At 61.8% G+C, this 22,051-nt stretch carries 19 protein-coding genes; 8 read left to right on the forward strand and 11 right to left on the reverse strand.

Annotation, left to right across the window (positions count from 1 at the left end):
- The first annotated feature begins 51 nt into the window (after positions 1-51).
- The 3 genes from C4N04_RS03200 to C4N04_RS03210 all read left to right on the forward strand — a co-directional run bounded on the left by C4N04_RS03200 (position 52) and on the right by C4N04_RS03210 (position 3,267).
- Entirely contained in the window at positions 52-849 is a 798-nt protein-coding gene (locus C4N04_RS03200) for a GH25 family lysozyme (RefSeq protein ID WP_038690157.1), read from the forward strand.
- 89 nt (positions 850-938) lie between these two features.
- Positions 939-2,162 (forward strand): lytic murein transglycosylase, encoded by a 1,224-nt coding sequence (locus C4N04_RS03205; RefSeq protein ID WP_106795419.1) that lies wholly within the window; start codon positions 939-941, stop codon positions 2,160-2,162.
- Positions 2,163-2,361: 199 nt separating this feature from the next.
- Positions 2,362-3,267 (forward strand): DMT family transporter, encoded by a 906-nt coding sequence (locus C4N04_RS03210; protein ID WP_106795527.1) that lies wholly within the window; start codon positions 2,362-2,364, stop codon positions 3,265-3,267.
- A 459-nt stretch (positions 3,268-3,726) separates the two neighbouring features.
- Here the strand turns inward: C4N04_RS03210 and metF are convergent, their stop codons facing one another.
- The 4 genes from metF to C4N04_RS03230 form a co-directional block, all read right to left on the reverse strand.
- Positions 3,727-4,629 (reverse strand): methylenetetrahydrofolate reductase [NAD(P)H], encoded by a 903-nt coding sequence (gene metF, locus C4N04_RS03215; protein WP_038690163.1) that lies wholly within the window; start codon positions 4,627-4,629, stop codon positions 3,727-3,729.
- Position 4,630: 1 nt separating this feature from the next.
- Positions 4,631-5,656, reverse strand: a complete 1,026-nt coding sequence (locus C4N04_RS03220; RefSeq protein WP_086156465.1) for a metalloregulator ArsR/SmtB family transcription factor — start codon at positions 5,654-5,656, stop codon at positions 4,631-4,633.
- Between the two features lie 162 nt (positions 5,657-5,818).
- The gene (gene ettA, locus C4N04_RS03225) at positions 5,819-7,468 is read right to left on the reverse strand and encodes an energy-dependent translational throttle protein EttA (RefSeq protein WP_077993048.1); all 1,650 of its coding nucleotides are present in this window, start codon (positions 7,466-7,468) and stop codon (positions 5,819-5,821) included.
- Positions 7,469-7,566: 98 nt separating this feature from the next.
- On the reverse strand, positions 7,567-8,307 hold the full coding sequence (locus tag C4N04_RS03230; protein ID WP_009989543.1) for a hypothetical protein: 741 nt from the start codon (positions 8,305-8,307) through the stop codon (positions 7,567-7,569).
- Positions 8,308-8,530: 223 nt separating this feature from the next.
- Here C4N04_RS03230 and C4N04_RS03235 point away from each other — a divergent pair, with 223 nt between their 5' ends.
- The 4 genes from C4N04_RS03235 to C4N04_RS03250 are packed head-to-tail and all read left to right on the forward strand — an operon-like array spanning position 8,531 to position 13,325.
- Positions 8,531-9,481, forward strand: coding sequence for an alpha/beta hydrolase (locus tag C4N04_RS03235; RefSeq protein WP_077993053.1), 951 nt, complete (start codon positions 8,531-8,533; stop codon positions 9,479-9,481).
- A gap of 13 nt (positions 9,482-9,494) precedes the next feature.
- Positions 9,495-10,451: a DMT family transporter gene (locus tag C4N04_RS03240; protein WP_077993055.1), complete on the forward strand. Its 957-nt coding sequence runs from the start codon at positions 9,495-9,497 to the stop codon at positions 10,449-10,451.
- 16 nt (positions 10,452-10,467) lie between these two features.
- The gene (locus tag C4N04_RS03245) at positions 10,468-11,670 is read left to right on the forward strand and encodes a CaiB/BaiF CoA-transferase family protein (protein WP_077993057.1); all 1,203 of its coding nucleotides are present in this window, start codon (positions 10,468-10,470) and stop codon (positions 11,668-11,670) included.
- On the forward strand, positions 11,667-13,325 hold the full coding sequence (locus C4N04_RS03250) for a thiamine pyrophosphate-binding protein (RefSeq protein WP_077993059.1): 1,659 nt from the start codon (positions 11,667-11,669) through the stop codon (positions 13,323-13,325). The genes C4N04_RS03245 and C4N04_RS03250 overlap by 4 nt, the downstream gene beginning before the upstream one ends.
- 66 nt (positions 13,326-13,391) lie before the next feature.
- Here the strand turns inward: C4N04_RS03250 and C4N04_RS03255 are convergent, their stop codons facing one another.
- The 3 genes from C4N04_RS03255 to C4N04_RS03265 all read right to left on the reverse strand — a co-directional run bounded on the left by C4N04_RS03255 (position 13,392) and on the right by C4N04_RS03265 (position 15,059).
- The gene (locus tag C4N04_RS03255; protein ID WP_009982628.1) at positions 13,392-13,736 is read right to left on the reverse strand and encodes a RidA family protein; all 345 of its coding nucleotides are present in this window, start codon (positions 13,734-13,736) and stop codon (positions 13,392-13,394) included.
- Positions 13,737-13,809: 73 nt separating this feature from the next.
- Complete coding sequence (locus tag C4N04_RS03260) at positions 13,810-14,148, reverse strand: TIGR01244 family sulfur transferase (RefSeq protein ID WP_012484529.1); 339 nt, start codon at positions 14,146-14,148, stop codon at positions 13,810-13,812.
- Positions 14,149-14,219: 71 nt separating this feature from the next.
- Entirely contained in the window at positions 14,220-15,059 is an 840-nt protein-coding gene (locus C4N04_RS03265; RefSeq protein WP_077993061.1) for a DUF4432 family protein, read from the reverse strand.
- A gap of 255 nt (positions 15,060-15,314) precedes the next feature.
- On the opposite strand from C4N04_RS03265, the gene C4N04_RS03270 reads away from it, so the two are divergent.
- Positions 15,315-16,715 (forward strand): L,D-transpeptidase, encoded by a 1,401-nt coding sequence (locus C4N04_RS03270; RefSeq protein WP_077993063.1) that lies wholly within the window; start codon positions 15,315-15,317, stop codon positions 16,713-16,715.
- A 70-nt stretch (positions 16,716-16,785) separates the two neighbouring features.
- On the opposite strand, the gene C4N04_RS03275 is transcribed toward C4N04_RS03270, so the two are convergent.
- From C4N04_RS03275 to C4N04_RS03290, 4 genes are all read right to left on the reverse strand, one after another.
- A complete protein-coding gene (locus tag C4N04_RS03275) occupies positions 16,786-17,499 on the reverse strand; it encodes a ParA family protein (RefSeq protein ID WP_038690185.1) in 714 nt (237 codons plus the stop codon).
- A gap of 336 nt (positions 17,500-17,835) precedes the next feature.
- Positions 17,836-18,990 carry an iron-containing alcohol dehydrogenase gene (locus C4N04_RS03280; RefSeq protein WP_077993065.1) on the reverse strand — a complete coding sequence of 385 codons (1,155 nt, stop codon included), beginning with the start codon at positions 18,988-18,990 and terminating at the stop codon, positions 17,836-17,838.
- Positions 18,987-20,372, reverse strand: coding sequence for an aldehyde dehydrogenase family protein (locus tag C4N04_RS03285; protein WP_039621060.1), 1,386 nt, complete (start codon positions 20,370-20,372; stop codon positions 18,987-18,989). Before C4N04_RS03285 ends, C4N04_RS03280 begins: the two co-directional genes overlap by 4 nt.
- 242 nt (positions 20,373-20,614) lie before the next feature.
- A complete protein-coding gene (locus tag C4N04_RS03290; RefSeq protein WP_077993067.1) occupies positions 20,615-21,979 on the reverse strand; it encodes a glutamine synthetase family protein in 1,365 nt (454 codons plus the stop codon).
- Positions 21,980-22,051: the final 72 nt, after the last annotated feature.

Consider the following 22,051-nt stretch of genomic DNA (forward strand, 5'->3'; position numbering starts at 1 on the left):
GAAGGTCAGGCTGTGGGGCAAAGAGATCATTCGGTTCACGACGGGATACCCATGCGCCGGCTTTTGTTTTGCGTTCTGCCTCTGGCCATCATGCTCGCCGGCTGTTCTTCCTCCGGTTATGACTACCTCGAAACGGCATCGATCAAGCCCAAAACGCGCTTCAAGGACACCGATCCGCAGAATTTTGGCGAAAAGCACCCGCATCGGAACGATGTGCACGGTATCGACATCTCCAAATGGCAGGGCGATATCGACTGGGCGAGCGTGAAGAATTCCGGCGTTGCCTTCGCATTCATCAAGGCGACGGAAGGCAAGGACAGACTCGATCCCCGCTTCGACGAATATTGGCGCGAAGCCCGCGCCGCCGGCATCCCGCACGCTCCCTATCATTTTTATTATTTCTGTTCCTCGGCTGACCAGCAGGCAGATTGGTTCATCAGCAACGTGCCCAAGGACGCCATGCGGCTGCCGCCGGTGCTCGACGTCGAATGGAACGGCGAATCGAAGACCTGCCGCTATCGCCCCGATCCGGCAACCGTGCGCGCCGAAATGCAGCGCTTCATGGACCGGCTGGAGGCCTATTACGGCAAACGCCCGATCATCTACACCTCAGTCGATTTCCACCGCGAGAACCTCGCCGGCTACTTCCAGGATTATCATTTCTGGGTGCGCTCCGTGGCAAAACACCCGGAAGTGACGTATTCCGACCGCCGCTGGGCCTTCTGGCAATATACTTCGACCGGCGTTGTTCCCGGCATCAAGGGGCCGACCGATATCAACGTCTTTGCCGGCAGCGCGAAGAACTGGAACAACTGGGTCGCGACCGTTTCCAAGGACAGAAATTCTTAGTAACGTCCTTCAATCTTTCTTGCTTCCGTCACATTCCTCTGTGAAAGCGACGGACATCCATTTGCTATTTTGCTATAAGGACCGCATTCATGCACCGCTCGCTCACAAGCCGCTCTGCACTCGCCCTCCTGTTTGCCCTGACCTTTGCCGGCGGCGCCGCGGCCCAGCAGGCGCCTGCCGCCTCCGCCCCCTCGACAGCGCCCTGCGGCGGCGATCTGTCCGCCTTCCTTGACGGCGTCAAGGCCGATGCGATTGCCGCTGGCGCCAGTGCCGCGGCCGCCGACGAGGCGCTTGCCGGCGCCGAGATCGATCCGAAGGTGCTGAGCCGGGATCGCGCCCAGGGCGTCTTCAAGCAGACCTTCCTCGAATTCTCCCAGCGCACCGTCAGCCAAGCCCGCCTAGACATCGGCCGCCAGAAGATGAAGCAATATGCCGACGTCTTCGCCCGAGCCGAGCAGGAATTCGGCGTTCCCGCCGGCGTCATCACTGCCTTCTGGGCGATGGAGACCGATTTCGGCGCCGTCCAGGGTGATTTCAACACCCGCAACGCGCTGGTGACACTGTCGCATGACTGCCGCCGGCCCGAGCTCTTCCGTCCGCAGCTGATCTCCCTCATCGAGATGGTCCAGCACGGCGACCTCGATTCCGCCACCAACACCGGCGCCTGGGCCGGCGAGATCGGCCAGGTGCAGATGCTGCCGCGCGACATCATCGCCTACGGCATGGACGGCGACGGCGACGGCCATGTCCGCTTGAAGCAGAGCAGCCCTGACGCCATCCTGACGGCGGCGAAATTCATCCAGCACCTCGGCTTCGAGCGCGGCCAGCCCTGGCTGCAGGAAGTCACCCTGCCCGACAATCTGCCTTTCGAGAAATCGGGCCTTGGCGGCACGATGAAGGCGAGCGAGTGGTTTGCGCTCGGCGTCAAGCCGCGCGACGGCAACACCGCTTTCGGCGATCTCGAGGGCGACCTTGTGCTGCCGCAGGGTCGCATGGGACCGGCCTTCATCGCCTACCCGAATTTCAAGATCTATCTCGAATGGAACAAGTCCTTCATCTACACGACGTCGGCCGCCTATTTCGCCACCCGGCTTTCCGGCGCCCCGACCTATCTCAAAGGCACGCCTGAACAAGGCCTCGCCAACGACCAGATGAAGACGCTGCAGACCAAGCTTCAGTCGCTCGGCCACGATGTCGGCGAGATCGACGGCATCCTCGGCTCCGGCACGCGTATCGCCATCCAAAAGGAACAGCAGCGCCTCGGCATACCGGCCGACGGCTGGGCGACGCCTGCCCTTCTCAACGCTCTCTGATCGCCTGACAATTTACCGCCACCCGCTTCGCAAGAAACGGGTGGCGCCGTTCTCCGCCTGCGCTAAGTCTGTACGAGATTTTGGAGCAATTCCAGCAAAAGCGTGCAGCGGTTTTGCGTCCGGAATTGCGTGGAAACAAAGAGCTGAAACATTTTCGTATTCGAAGAAAAACGAAAATGCTCTAGCTGGAGGACTCGGCGTGGACAGCAGAATGAATGCCTGGACGTGGGGGCTGCTGGTACTGCTCGGCTTGATCTGGGGCGGCTCCTTCTTCTTTGCCCGCATTGCCGTCCAGCATGTGCCGCCGCTGACCCTCGTCTTCCTGAGACTGCTGCTCGCAGCGCTCGCGCTGCATGTCTATATCGCCGGCCGTCTCGACATGTATCCGATCCTCAAGGCCCGCTGGCGGGAATTCCTCATCCTCGGCATCATCAACAATGTCCTGCCGCATGCCCTGATCTTCTTCGGCCAGACCCGGATCGGCGCCGGCCTTGCGGCGATCCTCAACGCGACGACGCCGATCTGGACCGTGCTCATCGCCAATTACCTCACCTCGGACGAGAAACTCTCCTCAGCAAAGATCGCCGGCTGCCTCGTCGGCCTCGCCGGCACCATCGTGCTGATCGGCCCCAGCATCTCCACCGGCAGCGAAGCGCCGCTCTGGGCGCTGCTGCTTCCGGTGCTTGCCGCCGTCTCCTACGGCTTCGCCGCCACCTACGGCAAGCGTTTCAAGGGCGTGCCCTCCCCCGTCACCGCCGCCGGCCAGTTGACCGCCTCCTCGCTGACTGCCTTGCCTCTCTCGCTGCTCGCTGATCGCCCCTGGGAGCTTGCCGCGCCGCCGCTCGATGCGCTGCTTGCCATCCTGGCGCTGGCGCTGCTTTCGACGGCCTTCGCCTACATTCTCTATTTCAGGATCATGGCAATGGCAGGCGCCACGAACGCCTCGCTCGTCACTCTGCTGGTGCCGCCGAGCGCCATCGTCCTTGGCGTGCTCTTCCTCGGCGAGAGGCTCAGCCTTGCCGAACTCGCCGGCATGGCGCTGATCGGTTTTGGCCTCGTCATCCTCGATGGTCGCGCCTATCGCCTGCTGACGAAACCCGCCTAAAAACAGTTGCACATTCTCTATGTTTTCAACCGTTTGCGCAGCCGCCATGTTTTGGGCGCATAGGTGAATGCGAAATCGCCTGATTTAACGCCTCGTTAAAATCTGTGAACAAAAATTAGGGTCATATTATCGTTTTATCTCAATGACTTGGCAAAACGATCTTCGACTTATCCACCGACCGCTTCGGCAGTGCAGCATAAAATCCGCTTTTCAACCGACATATTTCAGACATAATATCAGCCGGTTAACGCGAGGAGACAGACATGGGACTCACGCAATCCTTGAATGTTCTGTTGGTCAGTGCAGCGTTTGCTTTCGTCTTATCCATGCTCTTCATCTGAGCCTGGATGACGGACGCGTAACGTTGATAGTGCCTAAACTCCCCTGATCAATCCGCCAATGAAAAAGCGCATGTCCCGCCCGACATGCGCTTTTTCACTTTTGAGCGGAGACGAAAGATCAGGCAGCGGCGCCGGCGCTCTTTGCCGGGCGGCGGGAGAAGCCGAGATTGTCGAGCACGGCGGAGACCAGCGGCGCGCGGTTCATCGTATAGAGATGGAACTCATCGATGCCGCGCCGGACGAGATCCTCGATCTGCTCGGCCGCGACTTCGGCAGCAACCTTCGCCCGCTCCTCGGGCCTATCGTCGTAGCCCGCGAAACGCTCATCGAGGAAAGCGGGAATGATCGTGCCGCAGGCGCCGGCGAAGCGCTTCAGCTGCGTCAGGTTCTGGATCGGCATGATGCCCGGCACAACAGGGATAGAGATGCCGGCAGCACGCACCCGCTCCAGATAACGCTCGAAATTGTCATTGTCGAAGAAGAACTGCGTCAGCGCCCGGTCGGCGCCGTTATCGGCCTTGCGCTTCAGCATCTCGATGTCAGCGGCCGTATCGCGGCTTTCCGGATGCTTCTCCGGATAGGCGGAGACCGAAATCTCGAAATCGCCGATCTCCTTGAGGCCGGCCACCAGTTCGGCTGCATTGGCGTAGCCGCCGGGATGCGGCTGGTACGGAGCGCCCGCACCGCCGGGCGCATCGCCGCGCAACGCCACGAAATGCGTCACGCCGGCCTTGCGGAACGTGTCGATCACCTGATGCGTCTCGTCCTTCGTCGCGCCGACGCAGGTCAGATGCGAAGCGGTGGCAAGCGGCGTCTGCGCCAGGAAACGCGTGACGGTCGACAGCGTCGGCGCCTTGGTGGTGCCGCCGGCGCCGTAGGTCACCGAGACGAAATCCGGGTCCCAGTCCTGCAGCTTGCTGACGGTCTCCCAGAGCTGGCCTTCCATTTCTTCCGATTTCGGCGGGAAGAATTCGAAGGAGATCCCGATGTTGCGCGCCTGCGCTTCGTTTTTCAAAGCCATGTCATACTCTCCCGGCAAATGTAGGTTCGGCGCCTTCGCTTAGTTGCGAAGCCATGAGGCGCCTCGGGTCACGCGCGAGCCAGACGGTGACCGTCAGCCCCTGCCCGCTCTGCTGACCCGGATGAAGATCGACGACCTGCTCGACATCGAGCCCGGCCTTGCGCAGCCAGTCGGACATCGCCTGGTGCGAAAAGCCGAGACGGACATGCGCATGCTCGTCGCGGAGATATTCGAGCGTGTGCGGCGCAAGGTCGATGACAACGAGCCGGCCGCCCGGCCGCAGCATGCGCGCCGCTTCCGCGATGGCAATCTCCGGCTGGTCGAAGAAATGCAGCACCTGATGGATCGTCACCAGATCGAAATCCTGTCCCTCGAACGGCAGGTTCAGAATATCGGCGTGGCGCACCGTCGCCTTGGTGATGCGAGACTTGTCGAGATTGGCGCGCGCCACACTCAGCATGTCGCGGCTGGCATCGACACCGATCGCCCGGCGGTAGAGCCTGGCCAGGAGTTCGAGGATACGGCCGGTGCCGGTGCCGAGATCGAGTAATGAATCGATCGGCTGGTTGCCGAGCAGTCGGATGACGGCGGCATCGACTTCCTCATCGGCGGCATGCAGGCGGCGAAGTTCGTCCCATTCCGCGGCGTTGCGGCTGAAATAGGCCTGCGCCCGCTCGGCCCGTTGTCGTTTGACCCCCGACAGCCGCTCGCCGTCACGAAGAACGGTCGGATCGTTTTCGGAGACATGTTTCAGCAAGGCCCGCACCAGCATTGCCGCCTTGCCCTCCTGCTTGAGGCGGAAATAGGCCCAGGCGCCTTCCTGGTAGCGCTCTATCAGTTCCGCTTCACCGAGCAGCTTCAGGTGGCGGGAGATGCGAGGCTGAGATTGCCCGAGAATTTCGGTCAGATCGGTCACCGTCAGGTCGCCGGCGTCGAGAAGCGCCAGAAGACGCAGACGCGTCGGCTCGCCGGCCGCCTTCAAGACGTCCACCAGCCCATCCAGTCCAAGCTTCAAAGGTTCGCTCATCATCGGCCCAATCAAGATATAAAGATATCTTTATGTGATTTGAAAAGCGGTGGCAAGCGGCAATTCGCACTCTCCGCGAAATTGCCTGCTCAAATTGCGACAGGGCCAGATACGAAAAAGCCCCGGCCGAACCGGGGCTTTCTCAATCGAAAAGAGAGACGATCAGCGCGTCAGACGCTTATGGGCCTGGCTCCCCGGGTTGAGGGCATCGGGGCCGAGGCGGCGGACCTTGTCCTCTTCATAATCCTCGAAGTTGCCTTCGAACCATTCGACATGGCCCTCGCCTTCGAAGGCGAGAATGTGCGTCGCCAGACGGTCGAGGAACATGCGATCGTGGCTGATGATGATGGCGCAGCCGGCGAAGTTCTCCAGCGCGTTTTCCAGCGCGCCCAGCGTTTCGGTGTCGAGGTCGTTGGTCGGTTCGTCGAGCAGCAAAACGTTGCCGCCGGCCTTCAGCATCTTGGCGAGGTGAACGCGGTTGCGCTGGCCGCCGGAGAGGTTGCCGACCTTCTGCTGCTGATCGCCGCCCTTGAAGTTGAAGGCGCCGCAATAGGCGCGCGAGTTCATGTCGAACTTGCCGAGCTTGATGATTTCGGCGCCGCCGGAGATTTCCTCCCAGACCGTTTTGTCGCCGGCAAGCGCATCACGGCTCTGGTCGACATAACCGAGATGCACGGTTTCACCGATGCGGATCGAACCGCTGTCAGGCTTTTCCTGGCCGGTAATCATCTTGAACAGCGTCGTCTTGCCGGCGCCGTTCGGGCCGATGACCCCGACGATGCCGCCCGGCGGCAGCTTGATCGACAGGTCGTTGATCAGCGTGCGGCCCTCGAAGCCCTTGGTGATGCCCTCCATCTCGATGACCACCTGGCCGAGCCGTTCGCTGACCGGGATGATGATCTGCGCGTCGCCGGGACGCTGCTTTTCGGCGGCATCCACCAGCTGCTCATAGGACTTGATACGTGCCTTGGACTTGGCCTGGCGGGCCTTGGGGCTGGAGGCGATCCATTCCCGTTCGCGGCTGATCGCCTTCTGGCGCGAGGCCTCCTCGCGACCTTCCTGCTCCATGCGCTTGGCCTTCGCCAGCAGATAGGCCGAATAGTTGCCTTCGTAAGGGATGCCGCGGCCGCGGTCGAGTTCGAGGATCCATCCAGTGACGTTGTCGAGGAAGTAGCGATCGTGGGTAATCATCATCACCGCGCCTGGATAGTCGCGCAGATGCTTTTCGAGCCAGGCGATGGTTTCGGCGTCGAGATGGTTGGTCGGTTCGTCGAGCAACAGCAGATCCGGCTGCGACAGCAGCAGGCGGCAGAGCGCGATACGGCGGCGCTCACCGCCGGACAGGCTGGTGACATCGGCGTCGCGCGGCGGGCAGCGCAGGGCTTCCATCGCCATCTCGACCCGGCTTTCCAGATCCCAGAGGTTCTGGCTGTCGATGATGTCCTGCAGCTTGGCGCCCTCTTCCGCGGTCTCGTCGGAATAGTTCATCATCAATTCGTTGTAACGATCGAGGATCGCCGTCTTCGAGGCAACACCTTCCATGACGTTTTCGAACACCGTCTTGTTCGCGTCGAGACGCGGTTCCTGCTCGAGATAGCCGACCGTGGCACCCTCGGCCAGCCAAGCTTCGCCGGTATACTCCTTGTCCTGGCCGGCAATGATGCGCAGCACAGTGGATTTACCGGCGCCGTTCGGCCCGAGGATGCCGATCTTGGCATCCGGGTAGAAGGAAAGGTGGATGTTCTCCAGGATCTTCTTGTTGCCATAGGCCTTGTTGAGGCCGGACATATGATAGATGAATTGACGTGCCATGCTGCGCTGCTCCGGGCGGGAAACTTCGTTTCGTGCCGCTATGTAGGCGAAACAGCGCCTGTGGGCAACGCCGAAACCCGGTTTAGGCAGGATTCCGGTCAGAAGCCCGCCGCATCCACGACACCTTCATCGCAGCCGAAAGAGGTTTTTCCCGCCCCCTGGATCAGATCGGCAAGGCCGGCGCTTTTCGCCGACGCCGATCCGGCAGCCTCCGAAAGCCCGATCGTCAGGCCGCTGATCATCTTGACATTGCCGGCCCGCCGGCAGCTCATCTTGACGCGGTCGCCGGCGCCCGGCCCGAAGCTCTTGTCGAAAGCCGCCTTGATCGCCTCGGCCTTGACCGGTTTGCCGATATTGGCAGCGAAAAGCTCGCGCACCGCCGACGCGTTGAGCCCACCCAAGAGATGCACGCCGACGCCAAAATAATCCTCGGCGCTCATTTTCGTGCAGGTGCCGTGCTTCGTCCATTCATGCCGTTCCAGGCCGGACTGCGTGCCGGGCATCGCCTTTACCAGCGCCGCCTGCGTCTCGGCGGAAAGCGTGACCTGAGGCAAGCTAGCCCATTTGCCATCCTTGTCAGCGGCCTTCTGATCGTCGCTGACGCCGCAATAATTCTGCCGCATCGGCCAAAGCCCGTGCAGCGAGAAGTTCGTCGCGTCATGGCGTTCGCCGGTCTGGCTTGCGCATTCAGCCTTCTTCTGGTTCGTCTGGCAGAAGGCGGGCTGCCAGCTCGCCGCAAGAATGAAACGGGTGCGCCCGTCGGCCTGCTGCGCCATGGCGGCGCCGGCAAGGGCCATCGATACGGCGAATGTCAAGGTACGCAACTGCATGCTGCTCATTTCAGCCCCCATAGAAGAACAATGCAGGAACAGATAAGCACAAAGAGTAAACGTCAGCAACCCTGAATCGCAATATTCCTGTAATTTGTTATCAATTGCGTCAAACGATTTAAAGTCACACCAAGGACGCTTTGTCACTTTGAGTTGAAGCATAATTGCTCAAATCGATTTCGCTTTGCGGAATTATGCGCTAGCGATCTGCTCTGCGGCTGGAAGGATCCGAATGTTTTCTGAAACGCAATGGCTCTCCGTGCCGGGAGCATCGCTGGCCTATCACCATGCCGAGGCCAGCGGCCCCGCATGCGGCATTCTGTTGATATCGCATGGCCTGGCGGAGCACTCGAAGCGGTATCGCCGCTTTGCCGAGGCGATGGCGGCGCGCGGCTATCACGCCTATGCCCATGATCACCGCGGCCACGGCGAGACGACGGCGCCGGATGCCCCGATCGGCCGCTTCGCACGACGCGATGGCGTCGAACGGGTGATCGGCGACATCATTGCCATGCGCGCTCACGCGGCCTCGCGCCATCCCGGCCTGAAGGTCATCCTCTTCGGCCATTCGATGGGCGGTCTCATCGCGCTCAATACCGCCGTCACCGCTCCGGCCGACTTCGACGCTGTCGCCGTGTGGAATTCCAATTTCGCCGTCGGCCTTGCCGGCCGCGCGGCCCAGGCGATCCTCACCGCCGAGCGCATGCTGAAAGGCTCGGACGTGCCGAGCGGCCTCCTCCCGAAACTCACTTTCGCCGCCTGGGGCCGGTCCATCGCCGACCGCCGCACGGAATTCGACTGGCTTTCGCATATTCCCGAGGAAGTCGACAAATATGTCGCCGACCCTCTTTGCGGCTTCGACGCCTCGGTTTCGCTCTGGCTCGATGTCTTCGAACTAACCTTTCGCGCACCGCAAAGGATCCATCTCGACCGGCTGCGGCGCGACTTGCCGATCCATCTGGTCGGCGGCGCAGAAGATCCGGCGACCGAGCGTGGAAAAGCCGTAGCCTGGCTGTCAAACCATTTGAAAGGCCAGGGCTTCTCCCGTATCAGCACTGAGATATATCAGGACATGCGGCACGAAACGCTGAATGACACCGGCGCAGATGCAGCCATTGCCGCCTTCGCCGACTGGTGTGACGGCGCGGTCGGCAAGAGCCGGAACGGCCAAAATCCCGGATAACGAGAACCCCATCATGAGTAGCACCTCCGCCCGGCCCGTTTCATCCCCCTCCGACGTGACGATGGGGCTTGCTCTGATGTTTCTTTCGGTAATGTTCTCGCCGCTCATCGATATCTTCGCCAAACTTGCCGTCGTCACCATCCCCTCCGCCGAGATCACCGCCGGCCGCTTCGCGGTGCAGGCGCTTTGCATGCTGCCGATCGTGATATGGCGGCGCAGCTTTGCCGATTTCTCATGGCGCCAGAGCCTGTTCCATGCCATCCGCGGCGCGATCATCACTATCTCGATGATTTCCTTCGTTACCACGCTGAAATACATGGCGGTCGCCGATGCGATCGCGATCTTCTTCGTCGAGCCGATCATCGTGACGATCCTCGGCGGCATTTTCCTGAAGGAAACGATCGGCTGGCGGCGCTACACCGCCTGCGGCGTCGGCTTTTTCGGGGCGATGCTGATCATCCAGCCGAGTTTCAACGAAGTCGGCTACATTGCGCTCCTGCCCGTCCTCAGCGCTCTCTGCATCGCCATTTTCGTATTGATGACCCGCGTCCTGTCGCACAAGGAAGATCCCTGGGCCATGCAGTTCCAGATGGGCATCTGGGGCCTGATCTTCTGCGCCATCCTGCTTCTTGCCGGCGAAGGAAGCGGCTCCGACATCTTCGATCCCGTCATGCCGGCAGGCAGCGCCTGGTTCTATGTCACCGGCGTCGGCGCCATGGCCGCGATAGCGGGCATCTTCGGCGTCTACGCCTATCGCGCCGCACCGGCTTCGACGCTGGCGCCGCTGCAATATTTCGAGATCGTCTCGGCGACGATCTTCGCATGGCTTGTTTTCGGCGACTTTCCGGATGCGATAAAATGGCTCGGCATCATGATCATCATCGCCTCCGGCATCTACATCCTTTGGCGCGAGCGCCGCTTTGCTTCCAAACCCGTATCCGATACATCTGAGGTGACGCTGGCGCCGTAGATTGCCCGGGAGGACCATGACCGAGAGCCTGACGAAAAAGCCGCCGCTTGCCGGCATCCGGGTGATCGAGCTCGCCCGCGTGCTGGCCGGCCCTTGGGCGGGACAGATGCTCGCCGATCTCGGCGCCGATGTCATCAAAGTCGAAAATCCCGACGGCGGCGACGATACGCGCCAATGGGGCCCGCCCTTCGTCGAAGGTGCCGACGGCGAAAACCTCTCAGCCGCCTATTACCACGCCGCCAATCGCGGCAAACGCTCCATTGCCGCCGACCTGAAAAGCCCAGAAGGCCGGGATCTCGTCCGCCGTCTGGTCGCCACAGCTGACGTGGTGATCGAGAACTTCAAGCTCGGCGGGCTCGCCAAATACGGGCTCGATTACCAGAGCCTGCGCAGACTGAACCCGAAGCTCGTCTATTGCTCGATCACCGGCTTCGGCCAGACCGGCCCCTATGCCAGCCTCGCCGGCTACGATTACATCGTTCAGGGCATGTCCGGCTTCATGTCGATCACCGGCGAGCCGGACGGCCAGCCGATGAAGGCGGGTGTGGCGATCGCCGATATCTTCACCGGCATCTATGCCGTTTCGGCGATCGAGGCGGCCCTGATCCATGCCTTGAAAACCGGCGAAGGTCAGCTCGTCGACATGGCGCTGCTCGATGTGCAATCGGCCGTGCTCGCCAATCAGAACATGAACTACCTCGTCTCCGGCGCCGCACCGACCCGGCTTGGCAACGCCCATCCGAATATCTCGCCCTATGAGGTCGTGCCGGCGGCCGACGGCTACCTCATTCTTGCGGTCGGCAATGACGGCCAGTTTCGCCGCCTCTGCACCATACTCGGCCTCGAGACGATCGCCGACGACGAACGTTTCGCCACCAATAGGGCGCGGGTCGGCAATCGGGCCGAGCTGCGCCGGCTCGTTTCGACCGAAACGCTAAAATGGCAGAAGGCGGATCTGTTGAGGGCCTGCGAAGAGAATAGTGTCCCTGCCGGCGCGATCAATACGATCGAGGAGATGTTCGCCGATCCGCAGGTGCGCGCCCGCGGTCTGCGCATCGACCTTGCGGATGCCGCCGGCACGCTCATCCCGGGGGTCAGGACGCCGGTGGTGCTGTCCGAGACGCCGCTGCATTATGTCAGGCCGAGCCCCCGCCTCGACGAACACAGGGAAGACATACTGGCGGAGCTCGCCGAGCGTGAGAGAAAGGCATCGTCATGAAGAAGACCGGTGGGGAACTGATCGTCGAGGCGCTGAAGGCCAATGGCGTCAAACGCCTCTCCTGCGTACCCGGCGAGAGCTTTCTTGCCGTTCTCGACGCCCTGCGCGACAGCGATATCGATGTCCTCGTCTGCCGCCAGGAGGGCGGAGCGGCGATGATGGCGGATTGCTGGGGCAGGCTAACCGGCGAACCCGGCATCTGCATGGTCACCCGCGGCCCCGGCGCCACCAATGCGTCTGCCGGCCTGCATATATCAAGACAGGATTCGATCCCGATGATCCTCTTCATCGGTCAGGTGCAGCGCGAAGCCCGCGAGCGCGAGGCGTTCCAGGAGGTCGAGTTCCGCCGCGCTTTCACCGAATTCGCCAAATGGGTGGGCGAGATCGACGATGCCGCCCGCATTCCCGAGTTCGTCACCCGCGCCTTTGCGATCGCAACCTCCGGCCGCCCCGGTCCCGTGGTGCTGACGCTGCCGGAGGATATGCTGCGCGACGAAGTCGAGGCGCCCCGCGCCAAGCGTTACACGAGCATCGAGGCGCATCCCGGCCGCAGGCAGGTCGACGATTTCTATATAAGACTGCTGAAGGCCGAGCGGCCGATGGTAATCCTCGGCGGCACGCGCTGGGACGCCGATGCCGTCGCCGATTTCGCAGGCTTCGCCGAGCGTTTCCAATTGCCGGTCGGCTGCTCCTTCCGCCGGCAGATGCTCTTCGATCATCTCCATCCCTGTTACGCCGGCGATGTCGGCATCGGCATCAATCCTGTCCTCGCCAAGGAGATAAAGGAAAGCGACCTGCTGATCCTTCTGGGCGGCCGCATGTCGGAAATGCCGTCCTCGTCCTATACGCTGATCGATATCCCCTACCCCCAGCAATCGCTGGTGCATGTCTATCCCGATCCTTCCGAACTGGGACGCGTCTACCGCCCGGATCTCGCCATCTGCGCCACTCCTTCCGATTTCGTCGCCGCACTCGCCGATCTCGAAGCACCGGCCGAGCCGCACTGGGCGGAGCGCACACAGCGCATGCACCAGGCCTATCTTTCCTGGTCGAAGCCGCCGGCAACCGGCCCGGGCGCGGTTCACATGGGCCCGATCATGGAGTGGCTGGAAGCCAACACCGGGCCGGAGGCGATTTTCACCAATGGCGCCGGCAACTATGCCACCTGGCTGCACCGCTTCCATCGTTTCCGTCGCTTCAACACCCAGGCCGCCCCCACCTCCGGCTCGATGGGCTACGGCCTGCCGGCGGCGGTAGCCGCCAAGCGGCTCTTTCCCGAGCGCGAGGTCATCTGCTTTGCCGGCGACGGCTGTTTCCTGATGCACGGTCAGGAATTCGCCACCGCCATCCGCTACGGCCTGCCGATCATCGCAATCGTCGTCAACAACGGCATCTACGGCACGATCCGCATGCATCAGGAGCGCGAATATCCCGGCCGCGTCAGCAGCACCGATCTCACCAATCCCGATTTCGCCGCCCTTGCCCGCGCCTATGGTGGTCACGGCGAGACGGTGGAGCGGACGGAGGAATTCGCCGCAGCCTTCGAGCGGGCGCGCGACAGTGGCAAGCCGGCGATCATCGAAGTCAAACTCGATCCTGAGGCGATCACGCCGACACGCACGCTCTCGGAAATCGCGCAAACAAAAAGCCGGTAGGCCCGTGACCGGCCCCATTCGGGTTGGTCACGCACCTACCGGCTTTCATACAATCCTGCGGCGATCTCAGTCGATCGCGGCCGTGACGATGAACTCGACCTTGTATTTCGGCGCAGCGAGCTTGGCTTCGCTGGTGGCGCGGGCCGGCGGGTTGGCCGGATCGATCCAGGCTTCCCAGGCGGCGTTCATCTCGGCGAAATAAGCGATGTCGGAGAGATAGACGAGGGTCTGCAGGATCTTCGACTTGTTGCTGCCAGCCGCGGCCAGCAGGCGGTCGACTTCGGCAAGCGAGGAGTTGCACTGATCGGTGACGCTTTCGCCCTCGCCGACCTGGCCTGCGAGATAAACCGTGTTGCCGTGAATGACGGCGCCGCTCATGCGCGCGCCGACGTCGATACGCTTAATGCTCATCATAGTCTCCTGAGTGAATGGAAGGTGACGGCGCTGCGGTTCAGCGCCGGAAAATCGGCAGCCGGACCGGAACCTAGCTGCGGATATGGTGGGTCTTCTGGTAGATCGCCGTCGAGCGGGCGCCGGAGCGGCAATAGCCGAGCATCGGCCGCGGGAATTCGTCGAGTGCATCGACCATGCCCTGCACCGCCTCCTCGGTCACGCCCATCGGCCCAACCGGCACATGAGTGATCTCGAGGCCGAGTTCCCGCGCGCGCGCCTCGATGACCGAGAATGAGGTCTGATCGGGGCTCTCATGGTCGGGGCGGTGGCAGACGATCGATTTGAACCCCAGCGCCTTGATCTCGTCGAGGTCCTCGAGCGTGATCTGGCCCGAAACCGAATATTCATCGTCGATCTGGCGAATATCCATCGTCCTGTCTCCTCATAAATCCTGGGCTGAAGGTCTACGACGGAGGCTGGCGAGCGTCAACAACACTTCACTCACAGGAAGGCAAAGCTCAGCAAGTAGCTGCGGCTTTCGCCGGGCGCCAGCATATTGAATTCGCCGGCCGCCTCGAGCTCGTCACGCAACACCCAGCGATGCGAGACCGGCTCGATTCCAATAATATGGGCCGGCGCCTTCTGGTTCCGCCAGACCTGCAGATAGGGCAGCGTGTCGGCGCCAAAGCGCACACTGAGCGTCCTGCCGCCGATCGCGGCGATCGGTCCGAGGCGAACCTCCGCCAAGCCCGCCTCCGTTGCCGGCGCCGGCACGCAGAAGATGCCGCCCGGCTCCTCGCCGAATGCCCAGGGGAAACCGCCATTCTCTAGCATCCGCCCTTCGAGCCGCGTGCCCGCGTCGAGCCATTTGCCGCCGGTGTTGATGTGATACATCAGGAAGGTCGGCACCGTTCGGTCGCTGATATTGACGACCCGGTCCTCCAGCCGCACTTCGCCGGTGGCCCCGTCGATCCGCCATAACCGCTCGATGCGCTGCGGCAGTCCCTCGACGGTTACAATGTCGATATCGGCGCGGCATTCGGCATTGCCGTTTTCGTATTTCGTCCACAGCACCTTGGCCGCATGGCCGGAGGCCGATCCGTGCAGCGGATAGACCTTGCCGTCGGCCCGGCCGGCAATCGGCTGGCGATGGCGGATATGATCCGGCCCGCAAGTGAAGAGGAAGCCTTCGAGCGAGTGATCGATTCGCGGATCGCCGTCATCGGGAATGGCGCGCTTCGGGGCGATGTCGACGCCTTCGACGATGCATCCTGCGATATCCAGAACCGAAGTTTCATCGAGCATCAGGCGCGGCCCGCTTGCGGCGGCAAATTCGATCATTCGGGTCTCCTCAGGGATTTATCGGCCGCCGTAGGGTTAGGTTTCGCACCGCCATTCGTCAATCCGCGCCGTTTCCATCTTGTGTTTTTGCCGCAACCATGGATTTTGCGGAACTGACGCAGAGACGCAAACGTTTATGAGTAAAAGGAAATCTTAGGGAATTTCATATTTTGTTCAGCACGGTTTCAGAAATTCCACACTAGCGTCAAAATTCGCAGGTGTGTGTCGGCCCAGTCACTGTTCGAGGTGTGAGACGTGAATCGCTTTTTGAAGTCGGCATTTTCGCTTGCGGCCCTGCTGGCAGCCGTTGCCGTTGCAGCGCCGCAAGCCGGCGCGCAGCAGTTTCGTGACCGCCGGCAGAGCGACGTCGTCCTGGTCACGCCAACCGGCGAAATCCTCGACTATGTCCCGCGCGGCTATATTTATGCCCGCGACCGCAGCGGCAATCGCGTGCTGATCGACGACTACGGCAATGTCGTCGCCACCGAGATGCGCGCCCGCGGCTACTACCCGCCACGCCCCGGTCCGAGCGAGGTCTATCCCGACCAGAACGGCAACGATCCCTACTATTCCGACGACAATTCCTATGGCGATACGCGTTATTCCGAACGCGGAGCCGTCACCGGCGGTATTCCGCGAGACGCTGCGATCGAACGCCTGCCGCTCGGCGAGGAGCCCTATCCAGACGACAACAGCATCGGCAATCCGCAATCGGGCGACGATTACGCCTCGATCGATCCCGACCAGCAGATTCCGCCTGCCGACGCGCCCACGACCGCACCCGACGAACCCGTGATCACGCTGAAGAACAAGTCGAAGCCAGAGATCGTCGCGCTGCAGGTCTTCCTTGATCGCGCCGGCATCTCGCCCGGCGTCATCGACGGCCATATGGGCTCGAACGTCACCAAGTCGATCTATGCCTATGACCAGATGACCGGCTCGAAGCTCGACCCGAACGACACCGACGCCATCCTCGAAGAACTGCGCATGAACGGCGGTCTGCCGGTCGTCAGCTACACGATCACGCCGGCCGATGCCGCCGGTCCCTTCGTCGCGGAGATCCCGGAAGACTATTCGCACAAGGCTCTGCTGCCGTCGCTGGCCTATACATCGACCACCGAGATGCTGGCCGAGCGCTTCCACATGGACGAGGCCTTCCTCAAAGAGATGAACCCCGGCGCCGATTTCAGCGTCCCCGGCACGGTCATCAAGGTCGTCAATCCGGGCGAGCCGAAGAGCGGCGAGGTTGCCCGCATCATCGCCGACAAGGGCCGCAAGCAGGTCTTCGCCTATGACGGCGCCGGCAATCTCATTGCCGCCTATCCGGCATCGATCGGCTCCACCGACACGCCCTCCCCGTCGGGCACCGTGACTGTCGAACGCGTCGCGTTCAATCCCGGCTATACCTATAATCCGAAGATCAATTTCCAGCAGGGTGCCAACGATAAGATCCTCAACATTCCGCCCGGCCCGAACGGCCCCGTCGGCACCGTCTGGATGGCGCTTTCCAAGCCGACCTACGGCATCCACGGCACGCCCGAGCCCTCGAAGATCGGCCGCACCCAGAGCCACGGCTGCATCCGCCTGACCAACTGGGATGCGACCGAGCTTGCCAAGATGGTCAAGCCGGGCGTGACAGTCGAATTCGTCGACTGAACTATTCCGACAATAACGCGACAAGGCCGCCGGATCGCTCCGGCGGCCTTGTCGTTTCATGTGGGAGATTTCAGGCGGCCGAGCGGACCATGGGGCTCGTTGCGGAGGCGGATGCCGTCAGCCGGACCGGCAGCTTGCTCATCATCTCCTCGGCGAAACAGATGGCGTTTTCGCGGGCCTTGTCCAGATTGCTGACGCGCGAGGGGTCAATCGTGTGCAGCGTGCCGCCGCAGTCGAAGATGTCCCGGAAGGCGGAGCGCTCAACGATCGCTGTGTCGAGCACCGGCACATGGCGTTCGCTGAGCAGCGACTTGACGAGCTGCAGCGCCCGGGTCGTCACCATCGAATTGACGCGGGTCAGCACCACCGAATGGCCGATCTTGATGCCCGCTTTCTCGTCCAGATACTGCAGCAGTTCGAGCACCTGGGCGCCACCGCGCGCATCCATCGCACAGCCCTGGATCGGGATCAGCACATGGTCGGAAAGGCCGATGGCGGTGGCAAGCAGCGGGTTGCGCGCACCCGGCAGGTCGACGATGAAATAATCGGTATTGTGCTTATTCTCGCTGATATGCTGCGGCAGCGAAGCGGTGGTCACGAAATCGATCACCGAAATATTCGGCACGTGACCTGATATTTCGTGCCAGCGCGAGATCCAATGCTGCGGGTCGGCATCGAGAATGGTGATGCGGAAACCCTTGCGGGCAAGCTCGGTCGCGAGCAGCAGAACAGCGGTCGTCTTGCCGGCGCCGCCCTTGGTGTTTGCGAATGTGATGACGGGCATGTTCGGTCCTCGGAAGGAAATGGTGCGAGCCGGAATTGCTCTTTTACGCACCATCGGAGAGCATCGTGCGGTTAATCCATCCTTTCTAATCATGGTTAACAAATTCTAAACACGCGCGGCAAAATTGCAGCTGGTATTTTTCACATCCCTAAAATTCAGAATGTCCCCGAGATTGACAAAGCCCGGAAAGCTAAAGCATGTCGCGCAAAAATGTGCAGCGGTTTTGCGGCAACGACATGCGCAAAAACAAAGAACTAAAGCGCGAGAGGCGATCTGAAAGATCGCGACGCGCGCTTTAAGCTCTCCGGGCTAATCTGCGGGATAGCTACTCTGATCTCAGAAGCAGTCCCTAAACAGCGTCTTGGTATTTTCGAGCGTCATGGCAACCGGGTTGCCGCCGGCACTCGGATCCTCGATCGCCATGGCCGACAATTCGTCGATGCGGTCGGAGGCGATTCCCATTGCCGTCAGCGTTTCCGGCACGCCGAGATCGGAGCGAAGCTTCAGCACATAATCGTAGAAGCCGTCGAAACCGCCCGAAATGCCGAGGTAGGCGGCGGCCCGGCCGATCTTCTCCTCGATCGCCTTGCGGTTGAAGCGCAGCACCGCCGGCATGACAACCGCATTGGTCATGCCGTGATGAGTGTTGTAAACGGCGCCGATCGGGTGCGACAGCGCATGGATGGCGCCGAGCCCCTTCTGGAAGGCGACCGCGCCCATGGCGGCGGCGGCCATCATGTTGGCGCGGGCTTCAAGATCGGTGCCTTCCCTGTAAGCGCGCGGCAGGAATTCCTTGACGAGCCGCATGCCTTCGAGCGCGATGCCAGCCGACATCGGATGATAGAAGGGCGAGGAATAAGCCTCCAGGCAATGGGCGAAGGCGTCCATGCCGGTGCCGGCCGTGATGATTTTCGGCATGCCGACCGTCAGTTCCGGATCGGAGATGACGACTCCAGGGAGGAACTTTGGATGGAAGATGATCTTCTTCACATGCGTGACGGAGTTGGTGATGACGCTGGCGCGGCCGACTTCCGAGCCGGTGCCCGCCGTCGTCGGCACCGCGACGATCGGAGCAATGCCCTCGAGGTTGGCGCGCGTCCACCAGTCGCCAATATCTTCGAAGTCCCAGACCGGCCGGGTCTGGCCGGCCATGAAGGCGACGCACTTGCCGAGGTCGAGGCCGGAGCCGCCGCCGAAGGCGACGACGCCGTCATGGCCGCCGTCCTTGAAAGCCCTGACGCCGGCCTCGAGATTCTTCTCGTTCGGGTTCGGATCGACATCGGCAAAGATCGCCCGGCCGAGGCCGGCATCTTCGAGGATATCGAGCGCGTTCTTGGTGATCGCCATCGAGGCGAGGCCGCGATCGGTGATCAGCAGCGGCTTTTTGATGCCGAGGCTCTTGCAGGCGCCGGCCAATTCCTTGATGCGGCCCCGGCCGAGCTTGACCGATGTTGGATAGCTCCAGTTTGCGGTGATGTTGCTGCTGCTCATGCTGTGACTTTCTTCAGGTGGAAGGATTTCGGACGGGTCAGATTCTGGAAGCCGATGATCGACAGCGAGCCGCCACGGCCGGTCTCCTTGACGCCGGTCCAGCAGAGCGCCGGATCGAGATAATCCGCGCGATTCATGAAAACGGTGCCGGTTTCGATTTCGCGGCCGAGCCGCGATGCCCGCTCGGCATCCCTCGTCCACAGTGAAGCCGTCAGCCCGTACTGGCTGTCGTTCATCAAAGCGAGCGCCTCCTCGTCACTCTTCACCTTCATGATGCCGACCGCCGGGCCGAAGGTCTCCTCGCGCATGAAGGCCATGGAATGATCGACATCGACGAGGACCTGCGGCGCGAGGTAGGCGCCGCCGTCATCCTGTGGGAAGAGCTTCGGATCGACCAGCGCCTTGGCGCCCTTGGAAACCGCGTCGGCGATTTGCTCGCGCACCACCTTGGCGAAGCGCTTGTTGGCCATCGGCCCGAGCGACGTTTCGGGATCTAGCGGATTGCCGAGCTTGTAATTCGATACCCAGGCAACCGATTTCTCGACGAAGGCGTCGTACAGAGACTCGTGCACATAGACGCGTTCGATGCCGCAGCAGCACTGGCCTGAATTGTAGGTGGCGCCATCCATCAGCGTATCGACGGCCGCCTCGAGATCGGCATCTTCCATGACGTAGCCCGGATCCTTGCCGCCGAGTTCGAGGCCGAGACCGGTGAAGGTGCCGGCAGCCGCTCGCTCCATCGACCGCCCGCCTTCCACCGATCCGGTGAAATTGACGAAATTGAAGCTGCCGGCGGCAATCAGCGCCGAGGTCGTTTCGTGATCGAGGAAGACGTTCTGGAACACGTCCTCAGGCACACCTGCTTCGATAAAGGCCTGCACCAGCCTCTCGCCGACCAGCAGCGTCTGCGAGGCATGTTTCAGCACCACCGTATTGCCGGCCATCAGCGCCGGCGCGATCGTGTTGATCGCCGTCATATAGGGGTAGTTCCAGGGCGCGACGACGAAGACAACGCCATGTGGTTCACGCTCGATACGCCGTTCGAACCGCTCGCTTTCCTCGACGACGAGGGGCGCCAACGCATCGGCCGCAATCGAAGCGACATAGTTGGAGCGCTCGTTGAAGCCCTTATATTCACCGCCATACTTGATCGGCCGGCCCATCTGCCAGGCTAGCTCCGGCACGACGGTGTCGGACATCTCGTTCAGCCGCGCGGCACCCTTCAGCACGAGTTGCACGCGCTCTTCGAGCGGCCGTTTCGCCCACGCCTTCTGCGCCTTGCGGGCGCGCAAGACAACTTCCTTGGCGGCGTCGAGCGAAAGTGCCTGACGCTCCGCGTAAACCGATCCGTCGACCGGTGAAATGCATTGGATCATTGCCATGATCGATTTCCGTCCTCGTATTGTTCAAAAATTTCGTCGAGGCCCATAGCCCCTCATCCGCCTGCCGGCACCTTCTCCCCGCTCGCGGGGAGAAGGGGGATAGCAGCTGCCTCTCTGTCCCCATCGACCTCTCGTGTGGCAAGTCCCCTCTCCCCCTATTACGGGGGTCCGAAGGACGGGTCGAGACCCGCGGCTCGACCCCGGTCGGTTAGGGTGAGGGGCAGACAATCCGCAATCCCGTACTAAGCTCTTTCGAACCCGCGCGCCACTTCCCAATCGGTGATGCGGCGGTCGTATTCTTCCTGCTCCCATTCGGCAGCGCGGGTGTAATGGTCGATCACCTCGTCGCCGAAAGCTTTGCGCAGCATTGCCGATTCCGTCATCGCTGTCGTCGCCGCCCGCAGCGTGCGCGGGATTTCGCGAATGTCCTTGCCGCCATAGGCGTCGCCGACGAAGGGAGCCTCGAGCTCCAGCTTGTTCTCGATCCCGTCGATGCCGGCGGCAAGAAGCGCGGCGAAGGCGAGGTAAGGATTGAGATCGGAGCCGCCGACGCGGCATTCGATGCGGATGCCTTTGGTCTCCTCGCCGCAAAGGCGATAGCCGGCGGTGCGGTTGTCCTTGCTCCAGATCGCCTTGGTCGGCGCGAAAGTGCCGGCCATGAAGCGCTTGTAGGAATTGATGTAAGGCGCCAGGAAATAAGTGATCGCGCTCGCATGGGCGAGAAGCCCGGCAACGTAATTATGCATCAGCGGCGACATGCCGTATTTGCCAGCATGGTCGAAGAACAGCGGTTTTTCCTCAAGGCTCCAGAGCGACTGGTGGATATGCGAGGAACTGCCGGCGGCATTGTAGTTCCACTTGGCAAGGAAGGTGATGGCCTTGCCCTTCGACCAGGCGATCTCCTTGCAGCCGTTCTTGATGATCGCGTGGCGGTCGGCCATGGCGAGTGCGTCGGCATAGCGCACATTGATCTCCTCCTGGCCGGCCGAGGCCTCGCCCTTGGAGTTCTCGACCGGAATGCCGGCCCCCTGCAGCCCGGTGCGGATCGCCCGCATCACCTCCTCTTCCTTGGTGGTCTGGAAGATGTGGTAGTCCTCGTTATAGGCGCTGGCGAGCTTGAGGTTGCGGTAGCCGGAGGCATGCGCCGCCTCATAGCTCTGGTCGAACAGGAAGAATTCGAGCTCGGAAGCCATGTAGGCCTTCATGCCCATGTCCTCGAGGCGTTTCACCTGCTTCTTCAGGATCGCCCGCGGCGAATGGGCGACCTCCTCATGTGTGTGATGGTCGAGCACGTCGCAGAGCACCAGCGCCGTGCCCTCAAGCCAGGGGATGCGGCGCAGCGTCGCCAGATCCGGCTTCATCGTATAGTCGCCATAGCCCTTTTCCCAGCTCGTCGCCTTGTAGCCGGAGACCGTCTCCATCTCCATGTCGGTGGCAATCAGATAGTTGCAGCTGTGCGTTTCCTTCCAGGCGCTCTCGACGAAATATTCCGCCTGGAACCGCTTGCCCATCAGCCGGCCCTGCATGTCCACCTGGCAGGCGAGAACCGTGTCGATGCGCCCTTCGGCAACATCCTTCCTGAGATCGTCGATTGTGTAGCTGCTCATGATTGATCCGCCTGAAACTGGGATTGAGAAAATCGGGCAACGAAATCGCATGCGCTCGACCGGACACTGCGG

It is taken from the genome of Rhizobium sp. H4, from assembly GCF_003013335.1.
Taxonomy (GTDB): Bacteria; Pseudomonadota; Alphaproteobacteria; order Rhizobiales; family Rhizobiaceae; genus Rhizobium; species Rhizobium sophoriradicis.